At 68.6% G+C, this 21,108-nt stretch carries 17 protein-coding genes; 9 read left to right on the plus strand and 8 right to left on the minus strand.

What is annotated here, in order from left to right; genetic code table 11:
• Positions 1-142: 142 nt before the first annotated feature.
• Positions 143-2,380, minus strand: coding sequence for a DEAD/DEAH box helicase (locus ACFYRH_RS00005; RefSeq protein ID WP_387765522.1), 2,238 nt, complete (start codon positions 2,378-2,380; stop codon positions 143-145).
• A 388-nt stretch (positions 2,381-2,768) separates the two neighbouring features.
• On the opposite strand from ACFYRH_RS00005, the gene soxR reads away from it, so the two are divergent.
• Positions 2,769-3,245: a redox-sensitive transcriptional activator SoxR gene (gene soxR, locus ACFYRH_RS00010; protein ID WP_387765524.1), complete on the plus strand. Its 477-nt coding sequence runs from the start codon at positions 2,769-2,771 to the stop codon at positions 3,243-3,245.
• A gap of 168 nt (positions 3,246-3,413) precedes the next feature.
• Here soxR and ACFYRH_RS00015 read toward each other — a convergent pair whose 3' ends face one another.
• Entirely contained in the window at positions 3,414-3,998 is a 585-nt protein-coding gene (locus ACFYRH_RS00015; RefSeq protein ID WP_387765527.1) for a TetR/AcrR family transcriptional regulator, read from the minus strand.
• 53 nt (positions 3,999-4,051) lie between these two features.
• Between ACFYRH_RS00015 and ACFYRH_RS00020 the strand changes: the two genes are divergently transcribed.
• Both ACFYRH_RS00020 and snpA read left to right on the plus strand, forming a co-directional pair.
• Positions 4,052-4,927, plus strand: coding sequence for an alpha/beta fold hydrolase (locus tag ACFYRH_RS00020; RefSeq protein WP_387765530.1), 876 nt, complete (start codon positions 4,052-4,054; stop codon positions 4,925-4,927).
• Positions 4,928-5,090: 163 nt separating this feature from the next.
• A complete protein-coding gene (snpA, locus tag ACFYRH_RS00025; protein ID WP_387765533.1) occupies positions 5,091-5,774 on the plus strand; it encodes a snapalysin in 684 nt (227 codons plus the stop codon).
• Between the two features lie 125 nt (positions 5,775-5,899).
• Here the strand turns inward: snpA and ACFYRH_RS00030 are convergent, their stop codons facing one another.
• Complete coding sequence (locus tag ACFYRH_RS00030) at positions 5,900-6,940, minus strand: LacI family DNA-binding transcriptional regulator (protein ID WP_387765536.1); 1,041 nt, start codon at positions 6,938-6,940, stop codon at positions 5,900-5,902.
• 220 nt (positions 6,941-7,160) lie between these two features.
• Between ACFYRH_RS00030 and ACFYRH_RS00035 the strand changes: the two genes are divergently transcribed.
• Complete coding sequence (locus ACFYRH_RS00035) at positions 7,161-8,240, plus strand: ABC transporter ATP-binding protein (RefSeq protein ID WP_387765539.1); 1,080 nt, start codon at positions 7,161-7,163, stop codon at positions 8,238-8,240.
• 16 nt (positions 8,241-8,256) lie between these two features.
• Here the strand turns inward: ACFYRH_RS00035 and ACFYRH_RS00040 are convergent, their stop codons facing one another.
• Positions 8,257-9,237, minus strand: a complete 981-nt coding sequence (locus ACFYRH_RS00040) for a glycosyltransferase family 2 protein (RefSeq protein ID WP_387765542.1) — start codon at positions 9,235-9,237, stop codon at positions 8,257-8,259.
• Between the two features lie 105 nt (positions 9,238-9,342).
• Here ACFYRH_RS00040 and ACFYRH_RS00045 point away from each other — a divergent pair, with 105 nt between their 5' ends.
• The 5 genes from ACFYRH_RS00045 to ACFYRH_RS00065 all read left to right on the plus strand — a co-directional run bounded on the left by ACFYRH_RS00045 (position 9,343) and on the right by ACFYRH_RS00065 (position 16,059).
• Positions 9,343-11,907, plus strand: coding sequence for a YfhO family protein (locus tag ACFYRH_RS00045; protein ID WP_387765545.1), 2,565 nt, complete (start codon positions 9,343-9,345; stop codon positions 11,905-11,907).
• A 361-nt stretch (positions 11,908-12,268) separates the two neighbouring features.
• Complete coding sequence (locus tag ACFYRH_RS00050) at positions 12,269-12,571, plus strand: metal-sensitive transcriptional regulator (protein WP_387765548.1); 303 nt, start codon at positions 12,269-12,271, stop codon at positions 12,569-12,571.
• A gap of 89 nt (positions 12,572-12,660) precedes the next feature.
• Positions 12,661-12,879, plus strand: a complete 219-nt coding sequence (locus tag ACFYRH_RS00055; RefSeq protein ID WP_387765551.1) for a heavy-metal-associated domain-containing protein — start codon at positions 12,661-12,663, stop codon at positions 12,877-12,879.
• Positions 12,876-13,862, plus strand: a complete 987-nt coding sequence (locus ACFYRH_RS00060; protein ID WP_387765554.1) for a hypothetical protein — start codon at positions 12,876-12,878, stop codon at positions 13,860-13,862. The genes ACFYRH_RS00055 and ACFYRH_RS00060 overlap by 4 nt, the downstream gene beginning before the upstream one ends.
• Positions 13,843-16,059 carry a heavy metal translocating P-type ATPase gene (locus tag ACFYRH_RS00065; protein ID WP_387765557.1) on the plus strand — a complete coding sequence of 739 codons (2,217 nt, stop codon included), beginning with the start codon at positions 13,843-13,845 and terminating at the stop codon, positions 16,057-16,059. Before ACFYRH_RS00060 ends, ACFYRH_RS00065 begins: the two co-directional genes overlap by 20 nt.
• A 59-nt stretch (positions 16,060-16,118) precedes the next feature.
• On the opposite strand, the gene ACFYRH_RS00070 is transcribed toward ACFYRH_RS00065, so the two are convergent.
• The 4 genes from ACFYRH_RS00070 to ACFYRH_RS00085 all read right to left on the minus strand — a co-directional run bounded on the left by ACFYRH_RS00070 (position 16,119) and on the right by ACFYRH_RS00085 (position 20,916).
• On the minus strand, positions 16,119-17,660 hold the full coding sequence (locus ACFYRH_RS00070) for an alpha-amylase family glycosyl hydrolase (protein ID WP_387765560.1): 1,542 nt from the start codon (positions 17,658-17,660) through the stop codon (positions 16,119-16,121).
• Between the two features lie 9 nt (positions 17,661-17,669).
• A complete protein-coding gene (locus tag ACFYRH_RS00075; protein WP_387765563.1) occupies positions 17,670-18,539 on the minus strand; it encodes a carbohydrate ABC transporter permease in 870 nt (289 codons plus the stop codon).
• Complete coding sequence (locus ACFYRH_RS00080; protein WP_387765566.1) at positions 18,536-19,396, minus strand: carbohydrate ABC transporter permease; 861 nt, start codon at positions 19,394-19,396, stop codon at positions 18,536-18,538. Before ACFYRH_RS00080 ends, ACFYRH_RS00075 begins: the two co-directional genes overlap by 4 nt.
• A gap of 149 nt (positions 19,397-19,545) precedes the next feature.
• Positions 19,546-20,916: an ABC transporter substrate-binding protein gene (locus tag ACFYRH_RS00085; protein WP_387765569.1), complete on the minus strand. Its 1,371-nt coding sequence runs from the start codon at positions 20,914-20,916 to the stop codon at positions 19,546-19,548.
• Between the last annotated feature and the right edge of the window lie 192 nt (positions 20,917-21,108).

Here is a 21,108-nt window from a genome sequence, read left to right on the forward strand (position 1 = left end):
CTCCCCCCGCCCGTCCGGCGGGGGGGTGGGGGGGGGGGGTGGCGCCGGTTTCATTTCAATCAATGCACCTCCGCGGGGGGCGGGGCGCTTTGCCGTTCCGCCCCCCCCCCCCCCCCCCCCGCTACTTGTGTCAGCGCACCACTCAGTGCTGGTAGGACCTGCCGTCGGTACGACGCTGGCCGCCGTTGCCACTGCGGCGCGGGCCGTTGCCGCCCCGGCCCTCGTGGCCACGTCCCGGCCGGGTGCTGCCGAACCGGCCGCGACCGCCCTTGTTGCGCGGCTTCGGGGCCGGCAGCTTCACCGGGTACCCGGACGGCTTGTTGCCGCCGGTCAGCTCGGTGACCAGGCCGTCACCCGGACGCGCCCGGACCGGCTCCGTCGCGACACCGGCGGACTCGGCCAGCCGGATCATCCCGCGCCGCTGGTGCGGCAGGACGAGCGTCACGACCGCGCCCTTGCCACCCGCACGCGCCGTACGACCGGCGCGGTGCAGGTAGTCCTTGTGGTCCGCCGCCGGGTCCGCCTGGACAACCAGGCCGACGTCGTCGACGTGGATGCCGCGAGCCGCGACGTCCGTTGCCACCAGCACCGGAACCGAACCGTCCTTGAACTGCTCGAGCGTCCGGTTCCGCGCGCCCTGGGTCAGGCCGCCGTGCAGCGCCGCGGCCATCACGCCGCGGTCCCGCAACTGGGTGGCGACGCGGTCGGCGCCCAGCTTGGTCCGGACGAACACGATGGTCCGGCCGTCACGGCTGGCCAGCTCCGCGGTCAGCGACTGCTTGTGCGCCGGCTCGATCACCAGCAGGTGGTGCTCCATCGTGCTGACGGTCGCCTGGCCGGACTCGGTCGAGTGCGTGACCGGGTCCTTCAGGTACGTCTTCACGATCGTGTCGACGTCGTTGTCCAGCGTCGCCGAGAACAGCAGCCGCTGGCCCTCCGGCGGCGTCATGTCGAGCAGCGTGGTGACCGCCGGCATGAAGCCCATGTCGCACATGTGGTCGGCCTCGTCGAGGACCGCGACCTCCACCGCGCCGAGGTCGGCCGCGCCCTGCTCGCACAGGTCGATCAGCCGGCCCGGGGTGGCGATCAGCAGGTCGACACCGCGCCGCAGCGCGTCGATCTGCTTCGGGTACGGCAGACCGCCGGCGATCAGCTTCAGCGACACGTTCATCACGTGCGCGAGCGGCTCGAGCGCGTCGTGCACCTGCATCGCGAGCTCACGGGTCGGCACCAGGATCATGCCGCGCGGGCGGCGCGACTCGGTCCGGCCGCCGGCCAGCCGCATCAGCGTCGGGAGCCCGAAGCCCAGGGTCTTGCCGGAACCGGTCTGACCGCGGCCGAGCACGTCCTTGCCGGCCAGCGCGTCCGGGATGGTCGCGGCCTGGATCGGGAACGGCGCGGTGATCCCGTCCCGGGCCAGCCGCTGCACCAGCCGCGGCGCGATACCGAGCGCCGCGAACTGATTGTCCTCGGCAACAGTTCCGAGGTCCACCGGCTCCTGCTCCACTACGCGTTCGTCCTTCCGGAAACTCTTGTCGGTCCGCTCGTCGCGGTTGTACCGCGGGCGGTCGTCACGGTTGTACTGCGGGCGGTCGTCCCGCCGGTAGCTCTTCTCGCCGCGCTCGTACGCCGGCTTGTCGTCGCGGTTGAACCGCGGACGGTCACCCTGCGCACGATCACCCTGCGCACGGTCACCCCGGTACGACGAACGGTCGTCACGGTTGAATCGCGGCCGCTCGTCCCGGTCGTACTGCGGCCGGTCGTCACGGTTGAAGCGGGGGCGACTGTCCTGCGCACGGTCGTCGCGCCGGTACGACGGACGCCCGTCGCGATCGTTCCGGTCGAAACGCGGCCGCTCGTCGCGGTCGCCGCGCGAGTACGAGCGCTCGCCCCGGTCGCTCCGCTCGTACCGCGGGCGCTCGTCGCGGTTGTAGCTCGGCCGGTCGCTCGAGTTGTACCGCGGCCGCTCGTCGCGGTTGTACTTCGACCGCTCGTCACGGCTGTAGCTCGACCGCTCGTCGCGGTTGTAGTTCGGGCGGTCGTCACGGTTGTAGCTCGGACGGTCGTCGCGGTTGTAGCGGGGACGGTCGTCGCGGTTGCCGCGGTTGTACTGGCGGTCGTCCCGGCCGTACTGCTTGCGGTCGCCGTTCTCGTAGCGCGGGCGTTCGTCGCGGCCACGCTCGTCGTACCGCTGACCGCGGTCGGGGCGGGGCTGCTCGGAGCGGTAGCCCTTGACCGGCGTGCTGTCGGTGCGCGGCGCTTCGTACGTCGACTCGGCGGCCATCCGCTCGCCGTAGGACTGGTTCTGGTGCTTCTTGTGCCGGGGCTTCTTGACCCGCTCGTCGGCGGAGTCGGAGTCGTGCTGGTGGTGCTGGGTCACGCAAACTCTCTCTCGGATTCACGGACGATTTGCCGGATCGCAGCCGCACGCGAGCGCCGGTCACGAAAACATGACCGGACTGGGCGTACTCAGCAGGAGACGGGCATCGACCTGCGGGTGCTATCGCGTTGCACCCATGTCGCCGGAGTCCTCGGCAGGATGCCGAAACCGACGGGTCGGAGCGCCTGGGAACATCTCTGGTGACGCGACGCGCGCACCGACACCAGAAAAGTATAACCGATCGTCACGGCCCTCCTGACCACGCCGGAACCGCTGCGGCCATCGCGGCAACAGCGACCAGACCACCCACTCGACTGGTGCTCTCGGCGCCGATTCCGAACACTTCAAGCATGGTTGAGTTTTTGGAACGCCGTTCTAGGGTGGCGGTATGGGTGAGGAGAACGTCCCCAGCAAGGAGCACTGGCTCTCGATCGGGGAAATCGCGCATCGGTCCGGGGTGGCGGCGTCGGCATTGCGGTTCTACGAGGACCAGGGGCTGATCGCGTCCCGGCGTACGGCCGGTAACCAGCGCCAGTACCAGCGCAGCACCTTGCGCCGGATCGCGTTCGTCCAGGCCGCCCAGCGGGTCGGTCTCGCGCTCGCCGAGATCAAGCAGGCCCTCGACTCGCTCCCCGAGGACCGGACGCCGACCCGCGCCGACTGGAGCAAGCTCTCGAAGACGTGGCGCAGCCGCCTCGACGAGCGGATCGCCGAGCTCGAGCGCCTCCGCGACGACCTCGACACCTGCATCGGTTGCGGCTGCCTCAGCCTCCAGCGCTGCAACCTCTACAACAAGGAAGACCGCCTCGCCACCCGCGGCCCCGGCGCCCGCCTCCTCAACGTCGGCATCCCCGGCGAGGCATAGTCCCTAGGCCGTGTCTGGCAATTCCGCGCCGTAGCGAGCAGGTGCTCGGCACGGTGCCTCGGTGCGCGGGAGCGAAGGTCTCGATGCGGAGCATCGTGGCCTTTGCTCACGTGCAGCGAGGTGCCGTGCCGAGTGCCGCGCAGTAGGCGGGGAATTGCCAGACACGGCCTAAGCCAGCAACCCCCGCTCCACCACTCCGACGAGCAGCTCGGCGGCCGCGACGGCGTCGTACGCCGGGTCTCGCATCGACTCGGCCACGATCGCGTCGATGCCACCGCCGATCACCAGCGCCGCGGACCGCAGGTCGATCGGGTCGGTGAGCCCGCGGGCGGTCCGCGCCGCGGACACCAGCTCCGCGACAGCCGACCAACGCGCTTTCGAGTCGGACAGCGGCCCGACCGACGTCATCGCCTCGACGAGCATCCGGACATGCCGCGGCCGCTCCCGCAGGTGGCCGACCATCGACCGGATGTACGCCGCCGGTCGGTCCGCCGGCGCCGCGGCGTCCACGGCCTCGGCGACCGTCGCCACCAAGGCTGTCAGCACGTGCTCGTGCGCGGCCTCGACCAGCGCCCGCTTCGACGCGAAGTGATACAGCACACCCGCCTTGGTGATCCCCGCGCTCTCTGCGATCCGCCCGAGCGACGCCGCGGCGTACCCCCGCTCGGACACCAGCGCGATCGTGACGTCCACCAACTGCGCCCGGCGCGCCTCCTCGGTGAACGTCAGATTCCGGCCGCGCGCTGAAGGCATGACCTCAACCTACCGTATGGTCAGATCACTTACCGATCGGTTAGGAGAGCGCGATGGATCGGATCGGACGCTGGAACAGTTCGGGTGGGTACGACGACTACCGCTCCAAGTACGACGCCGCGATGCGCGACCTGCCCACGCCGGCCGCGGTTCTCGATCTGTGCACGGAGTACGGCGTCGTCCGCGCGTACAAGTTCTCCGGCAGCAGCAGCGGCGACCCTCTTGTCCTGCTTCCCGGTACGTCGTCGGGTACGCCGGTGTGGGCCGACAATCTCGAGTCGCTGCTCGCGATCACCGATGTCTACGCGATCGACCTGCTCGGCGAGCCCGGGATGAGCGTCCAGACCAAGCCGATCACGTCGGACGCCGACAAGGCGCACTGGCTGGATCAGGCGTTGGCCGGCCTTCCGGAGAAGCGGTTCAACCTGCTCGGGCTTTCGATCGGCGGCTGGACCGCGGTCAACCTCGCCGTACGCCGGCCGGACCGCATCGCCACCGTCACCACCCTCGACGCCGTCAACGTGTACGACGGGATTCCGCTCGGGACCGTGCTTCGGTCGCTACCGGCCGCGGTGAAGTGGTTGCCGCGATCGTGGCGCGACAGCTTCAACTCCTACACCGCGGGCGGTAAGCCGGTGGAGCACGTGCCGGTCGCCGACATGATCGAGTCCGGCATGAAGAACTACACGATCCGCCAGCCGCAGCCGGGGCGGATCACGCCGGACGAGTTGGCCGGCCTCTCGATGCCGGTGCTCGCGATCATTGCCGGTCGTTCGGTGATGCACGATCCCGCGAAGGCCCGCCGTACCGCTGAGCAGGCGTTGCGGACGAAGACGGTCGCCTTCTACCCGGAGGCGTCGCATGCGATCAACGGCGAGTACCCCGAGCAGATCGCCGAGGACCTGCGGATGTTCCTGACGAAGCCATAACCGGACAGCTATGACCGACATAGAACGGTCGGCTGGATACGCGGGTTAACCCCTGGGTTTGGCGCGATGTGCTGCGGAAATCCGGAGCGCTTGGGAGCATCCGATGGTGGCGATCGGTAATCCGCCCGTCGCTATCCGCCACCGATTCGGAGTGAGGCCCTCCATGTCGCATCGCCGTTTCTTCGCCAGTCTCGCGGGGCTTGCCGCCGCCGCACTGGCCGTTCCCGCGCTGGCAGCGTCCCCCTCGACTGCCGCGCCGGCCCCTGACTCGACCCGCTCGACCGCCGCCACCCGCGCGGCATACGTCGGGTCGCCGCAGGACGAAGCCGCCACCAAGGCGTTCTACGACGCCGTGATGAAGTCCGCGCGCGCCAAGATGGCGCAGCAGGCGAAGTCGGGCCGCAAGGTCACCGCGGTGACCGTCACGTACGCCGTCGACGCGCCGACGTTCGCGTCCCAGATCTCGTCCAGCACGCAGATCTGGAACTCCGCGGTGAGCAACGTGAAGCTCGTCGAGGGCAGCAACTACGACTTCTACTACACCGAGGGCAACGACTCGCGCGGCTCGTACGCCTCGACCGACGGGCACGGCAGCGGGTACGTCTTCATCGACTACACGCAGGCCGAGCAGTACGACAAGACCCGCATCGTCGCGCACGAGACCGGCCACGTACTCGGCCTGCCCGACCACTACTCCGGCCCCTGCTCGGAACTGATGTCCGGCGGCGGCCCCGGCCCGTCCTGCACCAACCCGAACCCTGACGCCACCGAGCGCTCCAAGGTCAACTCGCTCTGGGCCAACGGCAAGACCAGCCTCCCCCAGTCCGCCTTCCACCTCTCCAAGTAACCCCTGAACCTCCGGCCCGGAGCCGCCCGGCAGGGGACGGCTTCCGGGCCGGAGCCCACTTTGTGCACCCAGCGCGCACCCCACCGCCCCGGCAGCGCGGACTGGGTGCACAAAGTGCAGCCGCCTCAGTCGTCCCGGTTGCTCGGGCCGGTTGAAGCGCGGACCACCAGCTCCGGGCGGAAGAGGAACTCGGTGTGCGGGGTGGCGTGGCCGCGGACCTCTTCGAGGAGGGACTGGACCGCGGCTAGGCCCATCGCCTGGACCGGCTGCCGGATCGTGGTCATCGGCGGGTCGGTGAACTCCATCATCGGGGCGTCGTCGTAGCCGACGACGGAGATGTCCCCGGGTACGGCGAGCCCGCGCTGCCGGGCGGCCCGGATGACGCCGAGCGCCATCATGTCGGAGCCGCAGACGACCGCGGTGACCTCGGCGTCCAGCAACTGCCGGCCGGCCGCTTCGCCACCTTCCACCCCGAACATGCTCAGCGCGACCCACGGCTCGAGTTCGTGGTCCGAGAGGCCGAGCTGGGCCTTCATCGAGGTCCGGTAGCCGGCGAGTTTCCGTTGCACGACGATGAACCGCTCCGGCCCGGACGCGAACCCGATCCGCCGGTGGCCGAGGGCAACGAGATGCGAGACCGCCAGCTCCATCGCGGCGTACTCGTCCGAGGACACGAACGGCGCCTCGACCGACGGCAGCCAGCCGTTCACGAACACCACCGGCAGCCGGCGCTCGACCAGCGCTTGGTACCGGTCGTGGTCCGCGCCGGTGTCCGCGTGCAGGCCGGAGACAAAGATGATTCCGGAGACGCCGCGTTCGAGCAGCATCTCGACGTACTCCTCCTCCGTCGCGCCCGACGGGGACTGCGTGCACAGCACCGGGGTGAAGCCGCGTTGCGACAGCGCCGACTCGATCACCTGGGCGAACGCCGGGAAGATCGGGTTGATCAGCTCCGGCATCACCAGCCCGATCAGCCCCGCGGACCGGCGCCGCAACCTGGTCGGCCGTTCGAACCCGAGAACGTCGAGCGCGGTCAGCACGGACTGCCTGGTCTCGTCCGCGACCCCCGGTTTCCCGTTCAGCACCCGGGAGACCGTCGCCTCACTGACCCCCGCCTTGGCCGCGATGTCCGCCAGCCGTGCCCTACCACCAACGCCGCTGCTCACGCCCGGCACTGTACCCAGCCCCGCCTGACATTTCAGCAAGATCCTGCAAGAACTTGCAGCCTGCTCAGAGGTGTCCACAACGTGAACAGAATGGACACGTCACACGCGGTAAGGCTTGTCAGGACGAGCGGGCCGGGCGAGGATAGGCGGACTCCCCCGCCCGGGGGAACCTTTACTCGGATCGTCCGGCACGTTCCTGCCGGTGAAGGGAAACACAGTCATGGCTACTGTTTCGTTCAAGGCGGCGACCCGCATCTACCCGGGTGGCGACACTCCCGCCGTCGACAAGCTCAACCTCGAGATCGAGGACGGCGAGTTCATGGTGCTCGTCGGCCCGTCGGGTTGCGGCAAGTCCACCTCGCTCCGGATGCTCGCGGGCCTCGAAGAGGTCAACGAGGGCGCCATCTACATCGGCGACCGCGACGTCACGCACCGTCCGCCGAAGGAGCGGGACATCGCGATGGTGTTCCAGAACTACGCGCTCTACCCGCACATGTCGGTCGCGGACAACATGGGCTTCGCGCTGAAGATGCAGGGTGTCTCCAAGGAGGACCGGGCCAAGCGCGTCGGCGAGGCCGCCAAGCTGCTCGGCCTGGAGGAGTACCTCGACCGCAAGCCGAAGGCGCTGTCCGGTGGTCAGCGTCAGCGCGTCGCGATGGGCCGCGCGATCGTCCGTAACCCGCAGGTCTTCCTGATGGACGAGCCGCTGTCCAACCTGGACGCGAAGCTGCGGGTCCAGACCCGTACCCAGATCGCCGAGCTGCAGCAGCGCCTCGGGGTCACGACCGTCTACGTCACGCACGACCAGGTCGAGGCCATGACGATGGGCGACCGGGTGGCGGTCCTCAAGGACGGTCTGCTCCAGCAGGTCGACACCCCGCTGAACCTGTACGACAACCCGAAGAACAAGTTCGTCGCGGGCTTCATCGGCTCGCCGGCGATGAACCTGATCACCGCCGACATCGCCGACGGTGGCGCCAAGGTCGGCGACTACGTGATCCCGATCGGCCGCGACGTGCTGGCCAAGGCCGGTAGTGACAAGACCCTGACCGTCGGCGTTCGCCCGGAGGCCTTCAAGGTCGCCGACGAGGGCCTGCCGGTGAAGGTCGCCGTCGTCGAGGAGCTCGGCGCGGACGCGTACCTGTACGGCACCTCGGAGCACAACGGCGAGAGCCAGCAGATCGTGGCCCGCATCGACGCCCGCATGCAGGTCGAGAAGGGCTCGACGGTCCGCCTCGCGGCGGTCCCGGAGAAGCTGCACCTGTTCTCCACCTCCACCGAGGAGCGGCTGACCGCCTGATCCTCAGCAGTAGCTGTTACCGGCCCCGGGTGGTTCGTCCATCCGGGGCCGGTGGCTTTTCCAGCCGGTCGGCGGGGTCCATGTTGGTCTGCTTCAGCAGGTAGTGCGGGCGCTTCTTGGTCTCGTAGTAGATCCGCCCGATGTACTCGCCGATCAGGCCGAGCATCACCATCTGCAGCCCGCCGAGCCCGGTGATCGCGGCGATCAGCGTGACGTACCCCGGCATGTCGACCCCGTGCAGGATCGCGGCCACCAGGACCCAGACGGCGTACCCGGCGGCGACCGCGGTGAGCAGCAGGCCGACGTAGATCGCGGCCCGCAGCGGCTTGTTGTTGAACGACAGCAGCCCGTCGAACCCGTACTCGAGCAGACGCCGGAACGTCCAGCGGCTCTTCCGGTCCGGCGGTGGCTTCACGTTCTCGTACTCGAACAGGATCGACTCGAACCCGATCCAGGCGAACAGGCCCTTCGAGAACCGGTTGTACTCGTTCAGCTCGAGCAGCCCGTCGACCGCGCGCCGGGACAGCAGACGGAAGTCGCCGACTCCGTCCATCAGCTCGACGTCGGCCCACTTGTTGATCAACCAGTAGTACGCCCGCGCGAACAGCGTCCTGGTGGCCGGGTCGCCGGTCCGGTTCCGGCGCGCGATGACCTGGTCGAAACCACGCTCGTACTCGGCGATCATCCGGGCGATCAGCTCCGGCGGGTGCTGCAGGTCCGCGTCCATGATCACCACCGCGTCACCGGTCGCGTACCGCAGACCGGCCAGCATCGCGGCCTCCTTGCCGAAGTTCCGGCTGAAGGAGAGGTAGCGGACCGATTCGTCGGTGGCTGCCAACCCGACGAGCGCCTCGAGCGTCCCATCAGCACTACCGTCGTCGACGTACACGATCTCGTACGGCCGGCCGAGCGCGGTCAGGTCGCTGGTCACGGCCTGATGGAACCGCGTGATGACCTCGACCTCGTTGTAACACGGCACCACCAGACTCAACCGCATCGCTGTCCCCATCCGCCCCGCCTGCCGACCCTGATGCGATTCTTGTCCAGACCAGAACTACCCGCTAGCTTTGGCGACCGAACGAGCGGAACGAAGGGGCGGCCAATGGTTTCCGAGGACGGCGCCGAAGGCGGCGCTGTGGGCGGGCCCGAGAGCCCCGCCGTGCCGCGCGCCGGGGCTGCGGCCGTCCGGCGGCGTTCGGCCTGGCTGCCGGCGCTCGTCGCCGCCGTCGTGGTGGCGGCGGTCTTCGCCGCCTCCGGAATCATCCGCGGTACCTATCCCTTCGGTTCGCTGTCCCGCAGTACCAACGATCTTGGCACCCAGTACATCCCCTTCTTCGCCCACCTGTGGGACGTCCTGCACGGTCAGGCCCAGGGCGATCTGCTGTTCAACTGGCAGAGCGCCTTCGGCGTCGGCTTCCTGGCCGACCTCGGGGTCGATCTGGGCAGCCCATTGTCCCTGCTCGTGGGTCTGTTCCCGCGTGACCAGATCGATCTGGCCGTCTACGTCATCACCACTCTCAAGCTCAGTCTGGCCGCGGCCGCGATGGCCGCCACACTGATGAAGATGCGTCCCGGGCCCCGTTGGGTTGCCGCGATGCTGGGTGTTTCGTACGGCGTCTGCGGCTGGGCGCTCGACGACGGATCGTACGTGCCGATGTGGCTCGACGGCCTGATCGCCCTGCCGATGTTCTTCCTGGTCGCCGAATGGTCACTGCGCCGGACCAACCGGCTGCTCAGTGTGCTGGTCGTCGGCCTGTTCTGGCTGTCCAACTTCTACACCGCCTACATGGCAACGATCGCGGGTGGGATCTACCTGCTCGCCCGGCTGCTCACCAGTGACCTGAGCTGGTCGCTCCGCCTGCGCGCCGTCGTACGGCACGGCGTCTCGTTCGTGCTCGGCATGGCCTTGGTCGCGCCCATCCTGCTACCGATCATCACGGCGAACGACGCCGCAACGCCGTCGCCGTCCGGGATCTTCCACGCCTCCGCGGTGGACCTGTTCCTGTCCCGCCTGCTGCCGCTGTCCGAGGGCGTCGGCCGCACCGCGAGCCTGTACGTCGGTACGGCGGCCCTGCTGCTCGCGCTGACCCTGCCGTTCAACAAGTTCGTCCCGTGGCTGACCAGGACGGTCTGGGTGATCACGACCGTCCTCGTCGCGTTGTCCTTCCGGTGGGCGCCGACGCAGGAGTTCTGGCACGCGTTCGACACCCCGAACGGCAGTCAGTACCGCGAGGCGTTCGTGCTCTGCGGGCTGCTCGTGGCGGCCGCCTGGGTGTCGGTGTCGCACAAACTTCCGGGCCCGATCGCGCTGCTCGGCGGCGGGGCGCTGCTCGCGCTGATCGCCGTCCTGGCCGACGGCAGCCCGTTGCTGACCGACCAATGGCTGACCGTTCTGATCGTCGCCGCCGCGGTGACCTTGGTTGCGTTCGGCACCATTTGGACGCTGCGCCGGATCCCCGGCACCCGCCGGGCCAAGTGGCCGGTCGCCGCCGCGTTCGCCCTGGTTCTCGCGGTTGTCGCGGTCGAGACGACCTGGACCGCGGTCGTCACCGACGAGGCCCGCTCCAAGATCCTCGGCGCCTCGGCCGCGCCCTGGGACGACAAGCAGACCGCGCGGTACGACGCGATCCGGGACGCCGGCGACTGGCCGACGTACCGGACCGAGCCGGGGACGTCGATCACGCCGAACGACCCGATGCTGCTCGGTGGGCAGGGCGCGGGGTTGTACAGCAGCCTGTTGCCGTTCTCAACCAACCAACTGCTGACCGCTCTCGGCTTCGGCTGGTCCGGGTACGGGCGTGCCTCGCGCACCCTGGACAACCCGGTGACCGACGCGATCTTCTCGGTCGGCGCTCGGATGCGGCTGATCAACGACGGCGCACCGCAGATCACCAAGACCCAGGCACCACCGCTCGTCACGATCCACAGCCGGCTGCCCGCGGCCTCGGCCGACACCGACGTCAACGCACCGAACGCGTACACCACGCAGGAGCGGCTGCTCGGGTCCGCGGTGTACGAAGTCCCGGAGTACAAGGGGACGCGGTTCGCGACCGGCGACGTGAAACTGGTCGCGCGGTGTATGCCGGGCAGCTCGGCGTACCTGTTCATGCCGCGGGTCGGCGGACGGGCCCGGCTGGCCGGTGGACAGTGGCACGAGCTGAGCTCGACGCGGCGTCCGGGGATCAACACCAGCAGCGCGATGATCGGGCTCGGCGCGGTCCCGAAGAGCGGTGTTGTGCTGATCGAGGTCAACTTCGGCGACGCCCCGCAAGGCATCCCGCCGCGCAACGCCATCGGGTGCCTCGACGATCAGGCGCTGGCCAAGGCGGTCCGCCGGCTGCGGGCGGGCGGAGCGACCGACGTACAAGCGAGTGGGCATGCGATCCACGCAACGCTGCGGCCTGGGAGCACGGGGTGGGCGGTCGTCGCCGTACCCAAGATCAGCGGCTGGACCTGCTCGGTCGACGGCGGCAAGGCAGCGGTACCGCGCAACTTCGGCGGGCTGATCGCCGTCCCGGTGACGGGTACGGCGAAGCGGGTCGACTGCACGTTCGTCCCACCGGGCCTGCGGCGCGGCCTGGCGATCGGCGCGGCCGCCGCCGCGATCACGCTCGGCCTCGTCCTGATCGGAGCAGCACGACGCCGTCGGCAACGCCCCGCTAGCTGACGCCCCGGCGACAGCCGGTCCGCCCCACGCATCCCTCGCGGACGCCGCTCATCGCGTGGTACCCAGGACACCCCGCGGCGGCCCCGGCCCCCGGCTGCCCACGCGCCCCTTTCAGGGGCTGCCCCCTCAGCTGGTGGGTTGCCGCCCCGGAATCCGAGGCGGCAACCCGTCAGCTGAGGGGGCGACCCCTGAAAGGGGCGCTTGGCGCCCGCTCGCGGGCGCGAGCCGGCCGGGGGACGCTCGACCGCAGATACCCCCACCTGGTATGACCACGGGACTTGCATCCGATACCCCAAGGGGGTACTTTGTCGGTGTGGAGATACCCCGGAGGGGTAGTCGGACGCGAGAAGAGGACCGCCAGATGACCACCGATGACGCGCACGTGCACGGTTACACCGCCGAGAAGAGCAGCCACTTGAAGCGGCTGCGGCGGATCGAGGGGCAGATCCGTGGGCTGCAGCGGATGGTCGAGGAGGACAAGTACTGCATCGACATCCTGACCCAGGTCTCCGCGGCTACGAAGGCGTTGCAGTCGTTCTCGCTGGAGCTGCTCGACGAGCACCTCTCGCACTGCGTGGTCGAGGCCGCGCAGAAGGGTGGCGCCGAGGCCGAGGAGAAGGTCCGCGAGGCGTCCGACGCGATCGCCCGCCTCGTCCGCAGCTGACCTCCGGCCACCGGGCCTCCCGGCTCGCACACCAGCACGGCCTTCCGAACCACCACGGTTCTGCGAAAACACGAGTAAGGAGCACTCATATGACCACCCAGACCTACTCCGTTTCCGGTATGACCTGCGGGCACTGCACCTCCGCCGTCACCGAGGAGATCAGCAAGCTCGTCGGTGTCCAGGACGTGCAGATCGACCTCGTCGCGGGTGGCACCTCGGCGGTGCACGTGACGAGCGAGTCCGCGCTCGACGAGGCCGCCGTCCGCGCGGCCGTCGACGAGGCGGGTTACGAACTGGCGGCGTCGTGAACCGGGCCGCCGCGCTCCGGCTCGGCGCGTTCGCCGGTGCGCTGGCGCTCGCCTTCGGGGCGGCGTACGGCATCGGCTCCGCGGTCGACCCGATCGCGGCGGCCGACGACACCTCCGCGGCCCCTGCCCACGGAGAGGAGATGGGCGGCATGGAGCAGCCCGCGGCGCATGGTGGTCACGACTCCGGCGGGCAACTGCCGGGGCTGGCGGTGTCCGACGCCGGTTACACGTTCGCACCGGCGACGACGTTCTTCACGGCCGAACAGAAGACCGCGTTGCGCTTCACGATTCAGGGACCGGACGGCAAGCCGGTCACGAAGTACACCAAGACACACGAGAAGGACCTGCACCTGATCGCGGTCCGGCGGGATCTGTCCGGGTTCCACCACGTGCACCCGACGATGGCGGCCGACGGCACGTGGAGTATCCCGTTCACGTTCACCGCCGGCGGGACCTGGCGGCTGTACGCCGACTTCCAGCCCGCCGGCCTGGACAAGAACATCACCCTCGGCACGGACGTCAACGTGTCCGGCCTCTACATCCCGGTCCCGCTGAACGACCCGGCCGCTGTCAGCAGCATCGACGGGTACGACGTAACGCTGGCCGGCACGCCCGTCGCGGGCAAGGAGAGCGAGCTGACGTTCACGGTCAGCAAGGACGGCAAGCCGGTGAAGGACCTGCAGCCGTACCTCGGCGCCTTCGGGCACCTGGTCTCGTTGCGCAGCGGCGACCTGGCCTACCTGCACAACCACCCGGCCCAGCACGCCGAGCCGAACATGGTGGGTGGACCAACGATCAAGTTCATGACCACCTTCCCGACCGCGGCGACGTACAGCCTGTTCCTGGATTTCCAGCACGCGGGCGCCGTCCACACCGCCGAGTTCACCGTGAAGGTCGGTTCGACGGGGACCGCGATCGTCCCACCGACCACCCCGCCGAGCCACGAAGAGGAGGCACACGAACATGAGCAACCAGTCCGTTGAGCTGATCATCGGTGGGATGACGTGCGCCTCCTGCGCGGCCCGCGTGGAGAAGAAGCTGAACCGGATGGACGGCGTCGTCGCGACCGTCAACTACGCCACCGAGAAGGCGAAGGTGACGTATCCGGAGGATGTCTCGACCGACGACCTGGTCGCAACGGTCGAGAAGACCGGCTACACGGCCAGCCTGCCGACACCGGCCGTCGAGCAGTCCGCCGAGGAGCCGGACGAGCTGAAACCCCTGCGGGAGCGGCTGATCGCGAGCATCGTGCTCGCGGCGCCGGTGATCGCATTCGGGATGATCCCCGCGCTGCAGTTCAACTTCTGGCAGTGGGCGTCGCTGACGCTGGCGTTCCCGGTGGTGACGTGGGCGGCGTGGCCGTTCCACAAGGCCGCCTGGACGAACCTGCGGCACGGCGCCGCCACGATGGACACGCTGATCTCGCTGGGCGTGGTGAGCGCGTTCCTCTGGTCGCTGTACGCGCTGTTCATCGGCTCGGCGGGTGCGCCCGGCATGAAGATGCCTTTCACGCTGATCCCGTCGCGTGGCGGCGGCGCCGAGGAGATCTACCTCGAGGTCGCGGCCGGCGTGACCACGTTCATCCTGGCCGGCCGGTACTTCGAGGCGCGGGCCAAGCGCCGCTCCGGCGCGGCACTCCGAGCACTCCTGGAGCTCGGCGCGAAGGATGTCGCCGTACTGCGGAACGGGACCGAGACCCGGATCCCGGCCGATCAGCTCGTCGTGGGTGACGAGTTCGTCGTCCGGCCGGGTGAGAAGATCGCCACCGACGGCGTGATCGTGACCGGGAGCAGCGCGGTCGACGCGTCGATGCTGACCGGTGAGTCGGTGCCGGTCGAGGTGGCTCCGGGTGATCCAGTCGTTGGTGCGACCGTCAACGCGGGCGGTCGACTGGTAGTGCGGGCGACGCGGGTCGGTGCGGATACGCAGCTGGCGCAGATGGCGCGGCTGGTCGAGGACGCGCAGAACGGGAAGGCCGCCGTACAGCGGCTGGCCGACAAGGTGTCGGGCATCTTCGTGCCGATCGTGATCGGTCTGGCGCTGGCGACGCTCGGCTTCTGGCTCGGGAACGGTTCACCGGTGGAGGTCGCGTTCACCGCGGCGGTCGCCGTACTGATCATCGCCTGCCCGTGCGCGTTGGGATTGGCCACGCCGACGGCGTTGATGGTCGGGACCGGTCGGGGTGCGCAGCTGGGCATCCTGATCAAGGGGCCGGAGGTGCTGGAGTCCACGCGGCGCGTCGACACCGTCGTACTGGACAAGACGGGCACCGTCACCACGGGCCGGATGGAGCTGGTCGACGTACTGCTGGCGCCTGGTCAGGAACGGGCTGAGGTACTGCGATTGGCGGGCGCGCTCGAGCACTCGAGCGAGCACCCGATCGCCGCGGCGATCGCCCGAGCGGCGGCCGAGGCCGGGAAGTTGCCGGACGTCGAGGACTTCGGAAACGTCGAGGGTCTCGGTGTGCAGGGGATCGTCGACGGGCACGCCGTACTCGTCGGGCGGACCCGGTTGCTGGAGGAGTGGAGTCAGTACCTGCCGGAGGAGCTCGCGCATGCGAAGGAGCACGCCGAGGCCGAGGGCAGTACGGCGGTTGCGGTCGGTTGGGACGGCGAGGCGCGGGCCGTGCTGGTCGTCGCGGACACCGTGAAGCCGACGTCCGTCGAGGCGATCCGTCAGCTTAGAGAGCTGGGACTGCGGCCGGTGCTGCTGACCGGCGACAACGAAGCGGTCGCGACGAAGGTGGCCGGCGAGGTCGGAATCGACGAGGTGATCGCCGAAGTACTGCCGGCCGGCAAGGTCGACGCGGTGAAGAAGCTGCAGGACGAGGGACGGGTCGTCGCGATGGTCGGTGACGGCGTCAACGACGCGGCCGCGCTCGCGCAGGCCGACCTCGGCCTGAGCATGGGCACCGGGACCGACGTGGCGATCGAGGCGAGTGACCTGACGTTGGTCCGTGGCGACCTGCGCGCGGCAGCGGACGCGATCCGCCTGTCCCGCAGCACCCTGCGCACGATCAAGGGCAACCTGTTCTGGGCCTTCGCCTACAACGTGGCCGCTCTGCCGCTGGCCGCCGCGGGCCTTCTGAACCCGATGCTGGCCGGCGCCGCGATGGCGTTCAGCTCGGTCTTCGTGGTCTCGAACAGCCTCCGCCTGAAGCGCTTCCGCGCACTGAGCTGAGGGTATGAGGACCTTGGACAAGGTATTGCTTGTCCAAGGTCCTCAGCCGGTATCTCAGGTCAGCGGATCCAGGCGGTGGCGTCGGCCGGGAGCCTGCCGTCGTCCAGGGGAATACTGGTGAGGAGGACCTCCTCGTGGGGTGGGAGGTCGACCGGGGCGGTGCTCAGGTTGGTGATGCAGGTGAGGTTCTCGCGCTCGAAGACGAGTACGTCGGCGGGCGCGTCGCGCCAGGTGAGCGTGCCGTCGCCGAGCAGACCGCGACGCAGGCGGAGGCCCGTGCGGTAGAGCGTGAGCATCGAGTTCTGGTCGTCCTGCTGGGACTCGGCCGTGAGGTTCTTCCAGTCGGCGGGTTGCGGCAACCACGGCGTACCGCTGCCGAAGCCGAACGGCGGCTCCTGGCCGGACCACGGTAGGGGCACTCGGCAACCATCTCGGCCGCGGTCGGTACCTCCCGAGCGGGCGAAGATCGGGTCCTGCAGTACCTCGTCCGGCAGGTCCTCGACCTCGGGGAGACCGAGCTCCTCGCCCTGGTAGACATACAGGCCGCCTGGCAGAGCCATCGCGAGCAGGGCCGCGGCGCGCGCCCGGCGTTCACCGAGGACCAGATCGGTCGGCATACCGTGCTTGCGATCCTGGTGCGAGAAGGACGTGTCCGGCCGGCCGTACTTCGTTACGGGCCGGGTCACGTCATGGTTCGACAGTACCCAGGTCGGCGGCGCGCCGATCGGGACGTGGGTCGACAGCGTGAGATCGATCGACGCCCGCAACTCCGCGGCCTCCCAGGGGCGGGACAGGAAGTCGAAGTTGAACGCGGTCTGCATCTCGTCCGGCCGCAGGTAGCGCGCGAACCGCTCCTGGTCCGGCATCCACATCTCACCGACGAAGAACCGGCCGTCGTACGCGTCGGAGATCCGCCGCCAGCCGCGGTACACCTCGTGCACCTCGTCGTGATCGGTGTACGACTCCTCGACGCTGTCCAGGTCCTTGAACAGGACGGCCGCGCTGTCGATCCGGATCCCGTCGACGCCACGGTCGAGCCAGAAGCGCAGGATGTCGTGGAACTCCTCCACAACCTCGGGGTTGCGCCAGTTGAAGTCCGGCTGCTCGGGTGCGAACAGGTGCAGGTACCACTCACCGTCCGCGACCTGGGTCCAGGCGGGGCCGTTGAAGATCGACTGCCAATCGTTGGGCGGCCCATCACCACGGCCCGGGCGGAACAGGAACCGTTCGCGCTCGGGTGAGCCCGGCCCGGCCGCGAGCGCCTGGACGAACCAGTCCTGTTGGTCTGACCCATGATTCGGGACGATGTCGATGATCGTCCGGATGCCGAGTGTGTGCGCCTGCGCGATGTACGCCTCGGCGTCGGCGAGGGTGCCGAACGCCGGGTCGATCGCGCGGTAGTCCGCGACGTCGTACCCGCCGTCGGCCATCGGGGACGGGTACCACGGGTTCAGCCAGATCGCGTCGATGCCGAGATCGGCCAGGTACGGCAGCTTCGCCCGCAGCCCGGCGAGATCGCCGACACCGTCGTCGTCACCGTCCGCGAAACTCCGCAGGTACACCTGATAGATCGCAGCGCCCCGCCACCATTCGTCGGCCATCAAATCTCCCTAACCTTTCAGACTTCCGGCGGTGAGCCCCGCCATGATGCTTCGCTGGAACACGAAGAAGACGAGGATCGTGGGCAGGCTGGCGATCACCAGGGAGGCGATCAGGACGTTCTGCGGCATCTGTGCGGACAGCGACGCGATGCCGACACTGATCGACATCTTCTCCGTCTCCGGCAGCACCAGCAGCGGCCAGACGAAGTCCTTCCACACCGTCACCACCGACAGGATCGACACCACGCCGATGATCGGCCGGGACACCGGCAGCACGATCGACCAGAGGATCCGCAGCGGCGAGGCACCGTCGATCTCCGCGGCCTCCAGCAACTCCTTCGGGATCGAGTCGAAGAACCGCTTCAGCAGGAACACGAAGAACCCGTTCGCTGCCGCCGGCAACCAGATCGCCCAGGGCGTGTTCAGCAGGTCCAGGTGGAAGATCGGCAGGTCCTTCGCGACCAGGTACGTCGGCAGCAGGAGCACCATCGGCGGAATCATCAACGTCGCGAGCATCGCCCCGAGCACGAGCTTCCCGAACATCGGGCGCAGCTTCGACAACGCGTACGCGGCGGTGACGTCGACCGCGAGCGTGAACAGCCACGCGCCACCGGCGTACAGGACGGTGTTCTTCAGGAAGACGCCCAGCTGGAGCTGGTCCCAGGCGTCCTTGTAGACCCCGAAGCCGAAGTGTCGCGGGAAGAAGCTCGGCGGGATCTGCGCGAGCTCGTCGGGCGACTTCAGCGCGCCGGTCACCATCCAGTACAGCGGGAACACGAACGCGCCGGTGAAGCCGATCACCGTCACGGCCAGGATCGTCCAGTAGATGATCCGGCCGTGCGGGGTGCGCAGCGCGAGCGGGGACACCAGCGTTCTCATCGGGCGTCCTCCTCGCGTGAGATCCGCAGGTAGATCGTGGAGAAGACCAGCAGCACGATCATCAGCATCAGGCCGAGGGCGGAGCCGCCGCCGAAGTCGCCGAAGTTGAACGCGTACTGGTACATCAGGTAGGCGACCGTGACGGTCGCGTTCTCCGGGCCGCCGCCGGTGAGCAGGTACGGCTCGATGAAGTCCTGCATGGTCGCGACGACCTGCAGGAGCAGCATCACCAGCAGGATCAGCTTGGTCTGCGGGATCGTCACGTGCCAGATCCGGCGGAACAGACCGGCGCCGTCGAGCTCCGCCGACTCGTAGAGATCGCCGGGGATGCCCTGCAAGGCCGCCAGGTAGATGAGCGTGCCGGTGCCGAGGTTCATCCAGGTCGAGACGATCACCAGGCTGATCAGCGCCGTACTCGTGGAGTCCAGCCAGCTGAGCGGCGGGATGTGGACGACGTCGAGCGCCTGGTTGAAGAGGCCGGCGCCTGGGTCGTAGAACCATTTGAACAGCAGTACGGCGACCGCGGGCGGGAGCATCACCGGGAGGTACACGACGAAGCGCAGGTACGCCTTCGCGTGTTTCAGCTCGTTGAGTACGACGGCCAGCACGAACGGGACGGCGTACCCGATCACGAGCGCGAGCCCGCTGAACGCCGCCGTGTTCAGCCACGCGGCGCGGAACGCCGGGTCCGCGATCACGGTCCGGAAATTGTCGAACCCGACCCAGGTCCCCGGGTCGACGAAGTTGTTCTGCTGAAAACTCAGCACCACTTCGCGGATCATCGGGTACCACGAGAACAACGCGAAACAGATCAGCGCCGCACACAAGAACCCGTACGCCGTGACGTTTCGCCCCACCGCCCGTCGCAGCGCACCCGCGGCGTCGGGGGTGGGGTTTTCGTCAGCGCCGGCCACCACCACAGGCCGCCGCCCCGCCCCCACCCCGCCCACTCCCGCCGTCCCCGCGGAGCGGGGGCGGCGGGGGTTTGTGGTTGTGTGGTCGACCATCAGGTGTTCTTCGCGAGGATCTTGTTGGCCTTGGCCTCGGCGTCGTCGAGGAGCTTGTTGATGTCGGCGTCCTTGCGGGTCAGGACAGCGGACATCGCCACGTCGAGGACGGCGTACAGCTCCTGGGCCTTCGGCGGCTCGAGCTTGTTGGTGATGTCGCCCTGCGCGGCGACGTACGGCGTGAAGTTGTCCACCGGCACCGTCGCGTACTGCTTCCGGAGCGCGTTGATCTGGTTGCCGGGAGCACTCGTCCCGTAGAGATCCGGGATCGGCAGCCCGACCGGACGGCCCTGCTGCTTCGACCGCTCGTAGTTGAACTGCCCCTGCCCCGGCGTCAGCTCGTGGAACTCGAGCCACAGCAGACCGGCCTTGATCTTCTCCGGCGACGCCTTCGGGTTGAACATGTACCCGTCGCCACCACTCAGCGACGACTTCCCCTCCGACTCCGGTACGGCGGTCACGCCGTAGTCCTCGAACTTGCCCTTGAAGTCGTTGTTCACCGACTGCACGACGTCCGGCGCACCGATCATCATGCCGAGCTTGCCGCCACCCATCATGCGCATCAGGTCCTCCCACTGCAGCAACTGCTTGCTGCCCATGGAGTTGTCGTCCCAGCGCATCTTCTGCAGGTTCTGCAGTACCGCCTTGCCCTCGTCGCTGTTGAACGCGGCGGTCTTCCCGTCGTCGCTCACCATCGATCCACCACGCGCGTAGAGCTCCGCGGCGAAATGCCACCCGCCGGTGTTCCCGGCCGAGTACTCACCGAATCCGACGTACCCCGGGCCGAGCGCCGCGATCTTCTTGGCGGCCGCACGGACCTCTTCCCAGGTCTTCGGCGGGTTCGCCGGGTCCAGGCCGGCCTGGGTGAACAGCTTCCGGTTGTAGACCAGGCCCATGTTGTAGTTGTTCCGCGGCAGGCCGTAGGTCTTGTCGCCGTCCTTGAAGACGCTCATCACGTCCTTGCGCAGGTCGTTCAGCGGCTTCACGCTGCCGACGTACTGACTGATGTCGGCGGCCTGCTTCTTCGCGATGATCTTCTGGACGTCGGTGTAGTAGACGTAGAAGACGTCCTCCTGCGTCCCGCCGGCGAGCTTCGCCTGGAACGTGTCCGGGTTGATGCAGGGGAAGGCGTCCTTGCCCTGGACCGTGATGCTCGGATGCAGCTTCTGGAACGCGGCGACGTCCGCCTCCCAGGCCTCGCGCTCCTTCGGGTTGCTCTTCGGCGGCTCGCAGCCGACCGTGATCGTCACCGGCCCGTCGGCCGAGCCCCCGGCGGACGACTTCTTCGCGTCGTCCGACCCACAGGACGCGGCCACCAGCCCGAGTCCCGCGACCAGCAGCAGGCTGAGCCCGCGGCGCGTTGTCCTCATTTCCACCCTCTCCCTCGGATCGTGTGGACACCGTAGGGAACTGAACGCAAGGACGCAATACTTCGATCTAAGATTGCAAAAACATGACTTCGAATGGGAGATTGGCTCCCAGAGAGCAAACGACAGCAGCCGCCGACCGAATGGTCAGCGGCTGCTCGGGGGTGCCCAGAACCGGCGAGTCTGGCGAACGTG

Source organism: Kribbella sp. NPDC004875 (assembly GCF_042873375.1).
GTDB lineage: Bacteria > Actinomycetota > Actinomycetes > Propionibacteriales > Kribbellaceae > Kribbella.

Excerpts from the sequence above, each read along its gene's own strand:
- ACFYRH_RS00050 (WP_387765548.1), top strand. The coding sequence starts at position 12,269 with ATGACCACCGATGACGCGCACGTGCACGGTTACACCGCCGAGAAGAGC.
- snpA (WP_387765533.1), top strand. The coding sequence starts at position 5,091 with ATGTCGCATCGCCGTTTCTTCGCCAGTCTCGCGGGGCTTGCCGCCGCC.
- ACFYRH_RS00055 (WP_387765551.1), top strand. The coding sequence starts at position 12,661 with ATGACCACCCAGACCTACTCCGTTTCCGGTATGACCTGCGGGCACTGC.
- ACFYRH_RS00020 (WP_387765530.1), top strand. The coding sequence starts at position 4,052 with ATGGATCGGATCGGACGCTGGAACAGTTCGGGTGGGTACGACGACTAC.
- ACFYRH_RS00075 (WP_387765563.1), bottom strand. The coding sequence starts at position 18,539 with ATGAGAACGCTGGTGTCCCCGCTCGCGCTGCGCACCCCGCACGGCCGG.
- soxR (WP_387765524.1), top strand. The coding sequence starts at position 2,769 with ATGGGTGAGGAGAACGTCCCCAGCAAGGAGCACTGGCTCTCGATCGGG.
- ACFYRH_RS00040 (WP_387765542.1), bottom strand. The coding sequence starts at position 9,237 with ATGCGGTTGAGTCTGGTGGTGCCGTGTTACAACGAGGTCGAGGTCATC.
- ACFYRH_RS00045 (WP_387765545.1), top strand. The coding sequence starts at position 9,343 with ATGGTTTCCGAGGACGGCGCCGAAGGCGGCGCTGTGGGCGGGCCCGAG.
- ACFYRH_RS00015 (WP_387765527.1), bottom strand. The coding sequence starts at position 3,998 with ATGCCTTCAGCGCGCGGCCGGAATCTGACGTTCACCGAGGAGGCGCGC.
- ACFYRH_RS00070 (WP_387765560.1), bottom strand. The coding sequence starts at position 17,660 with ATGGCCGACGAATGGTGGCGGGGCGCTGCGATCTATCAGGTGTACCTG.
- ACFYRH_RS00065 (WP_387765557.1), top strand. The coding sequence starts at position 13,843 with ATGAGCAACCAGTCCGTTGAGCTGATCATCGGTGGGATGACGTGCGCC.
- ACFYRH_RS00085 (WP_387765569.1), bottom strand. The coding sequence starts at position 20,916 with ATGAGGACAACGCGCCGCGGGCTCAGCCTGCTGCTGGTCGCGGGACTC.
- ACFYRH_RS00035 (WP_387765539.1), top strand. The coding sequence starts at position 7,161 with ATGGCTACTGTTTCGTTCAAGGCGGCGACCCGCATCTACCCGGGTGGC.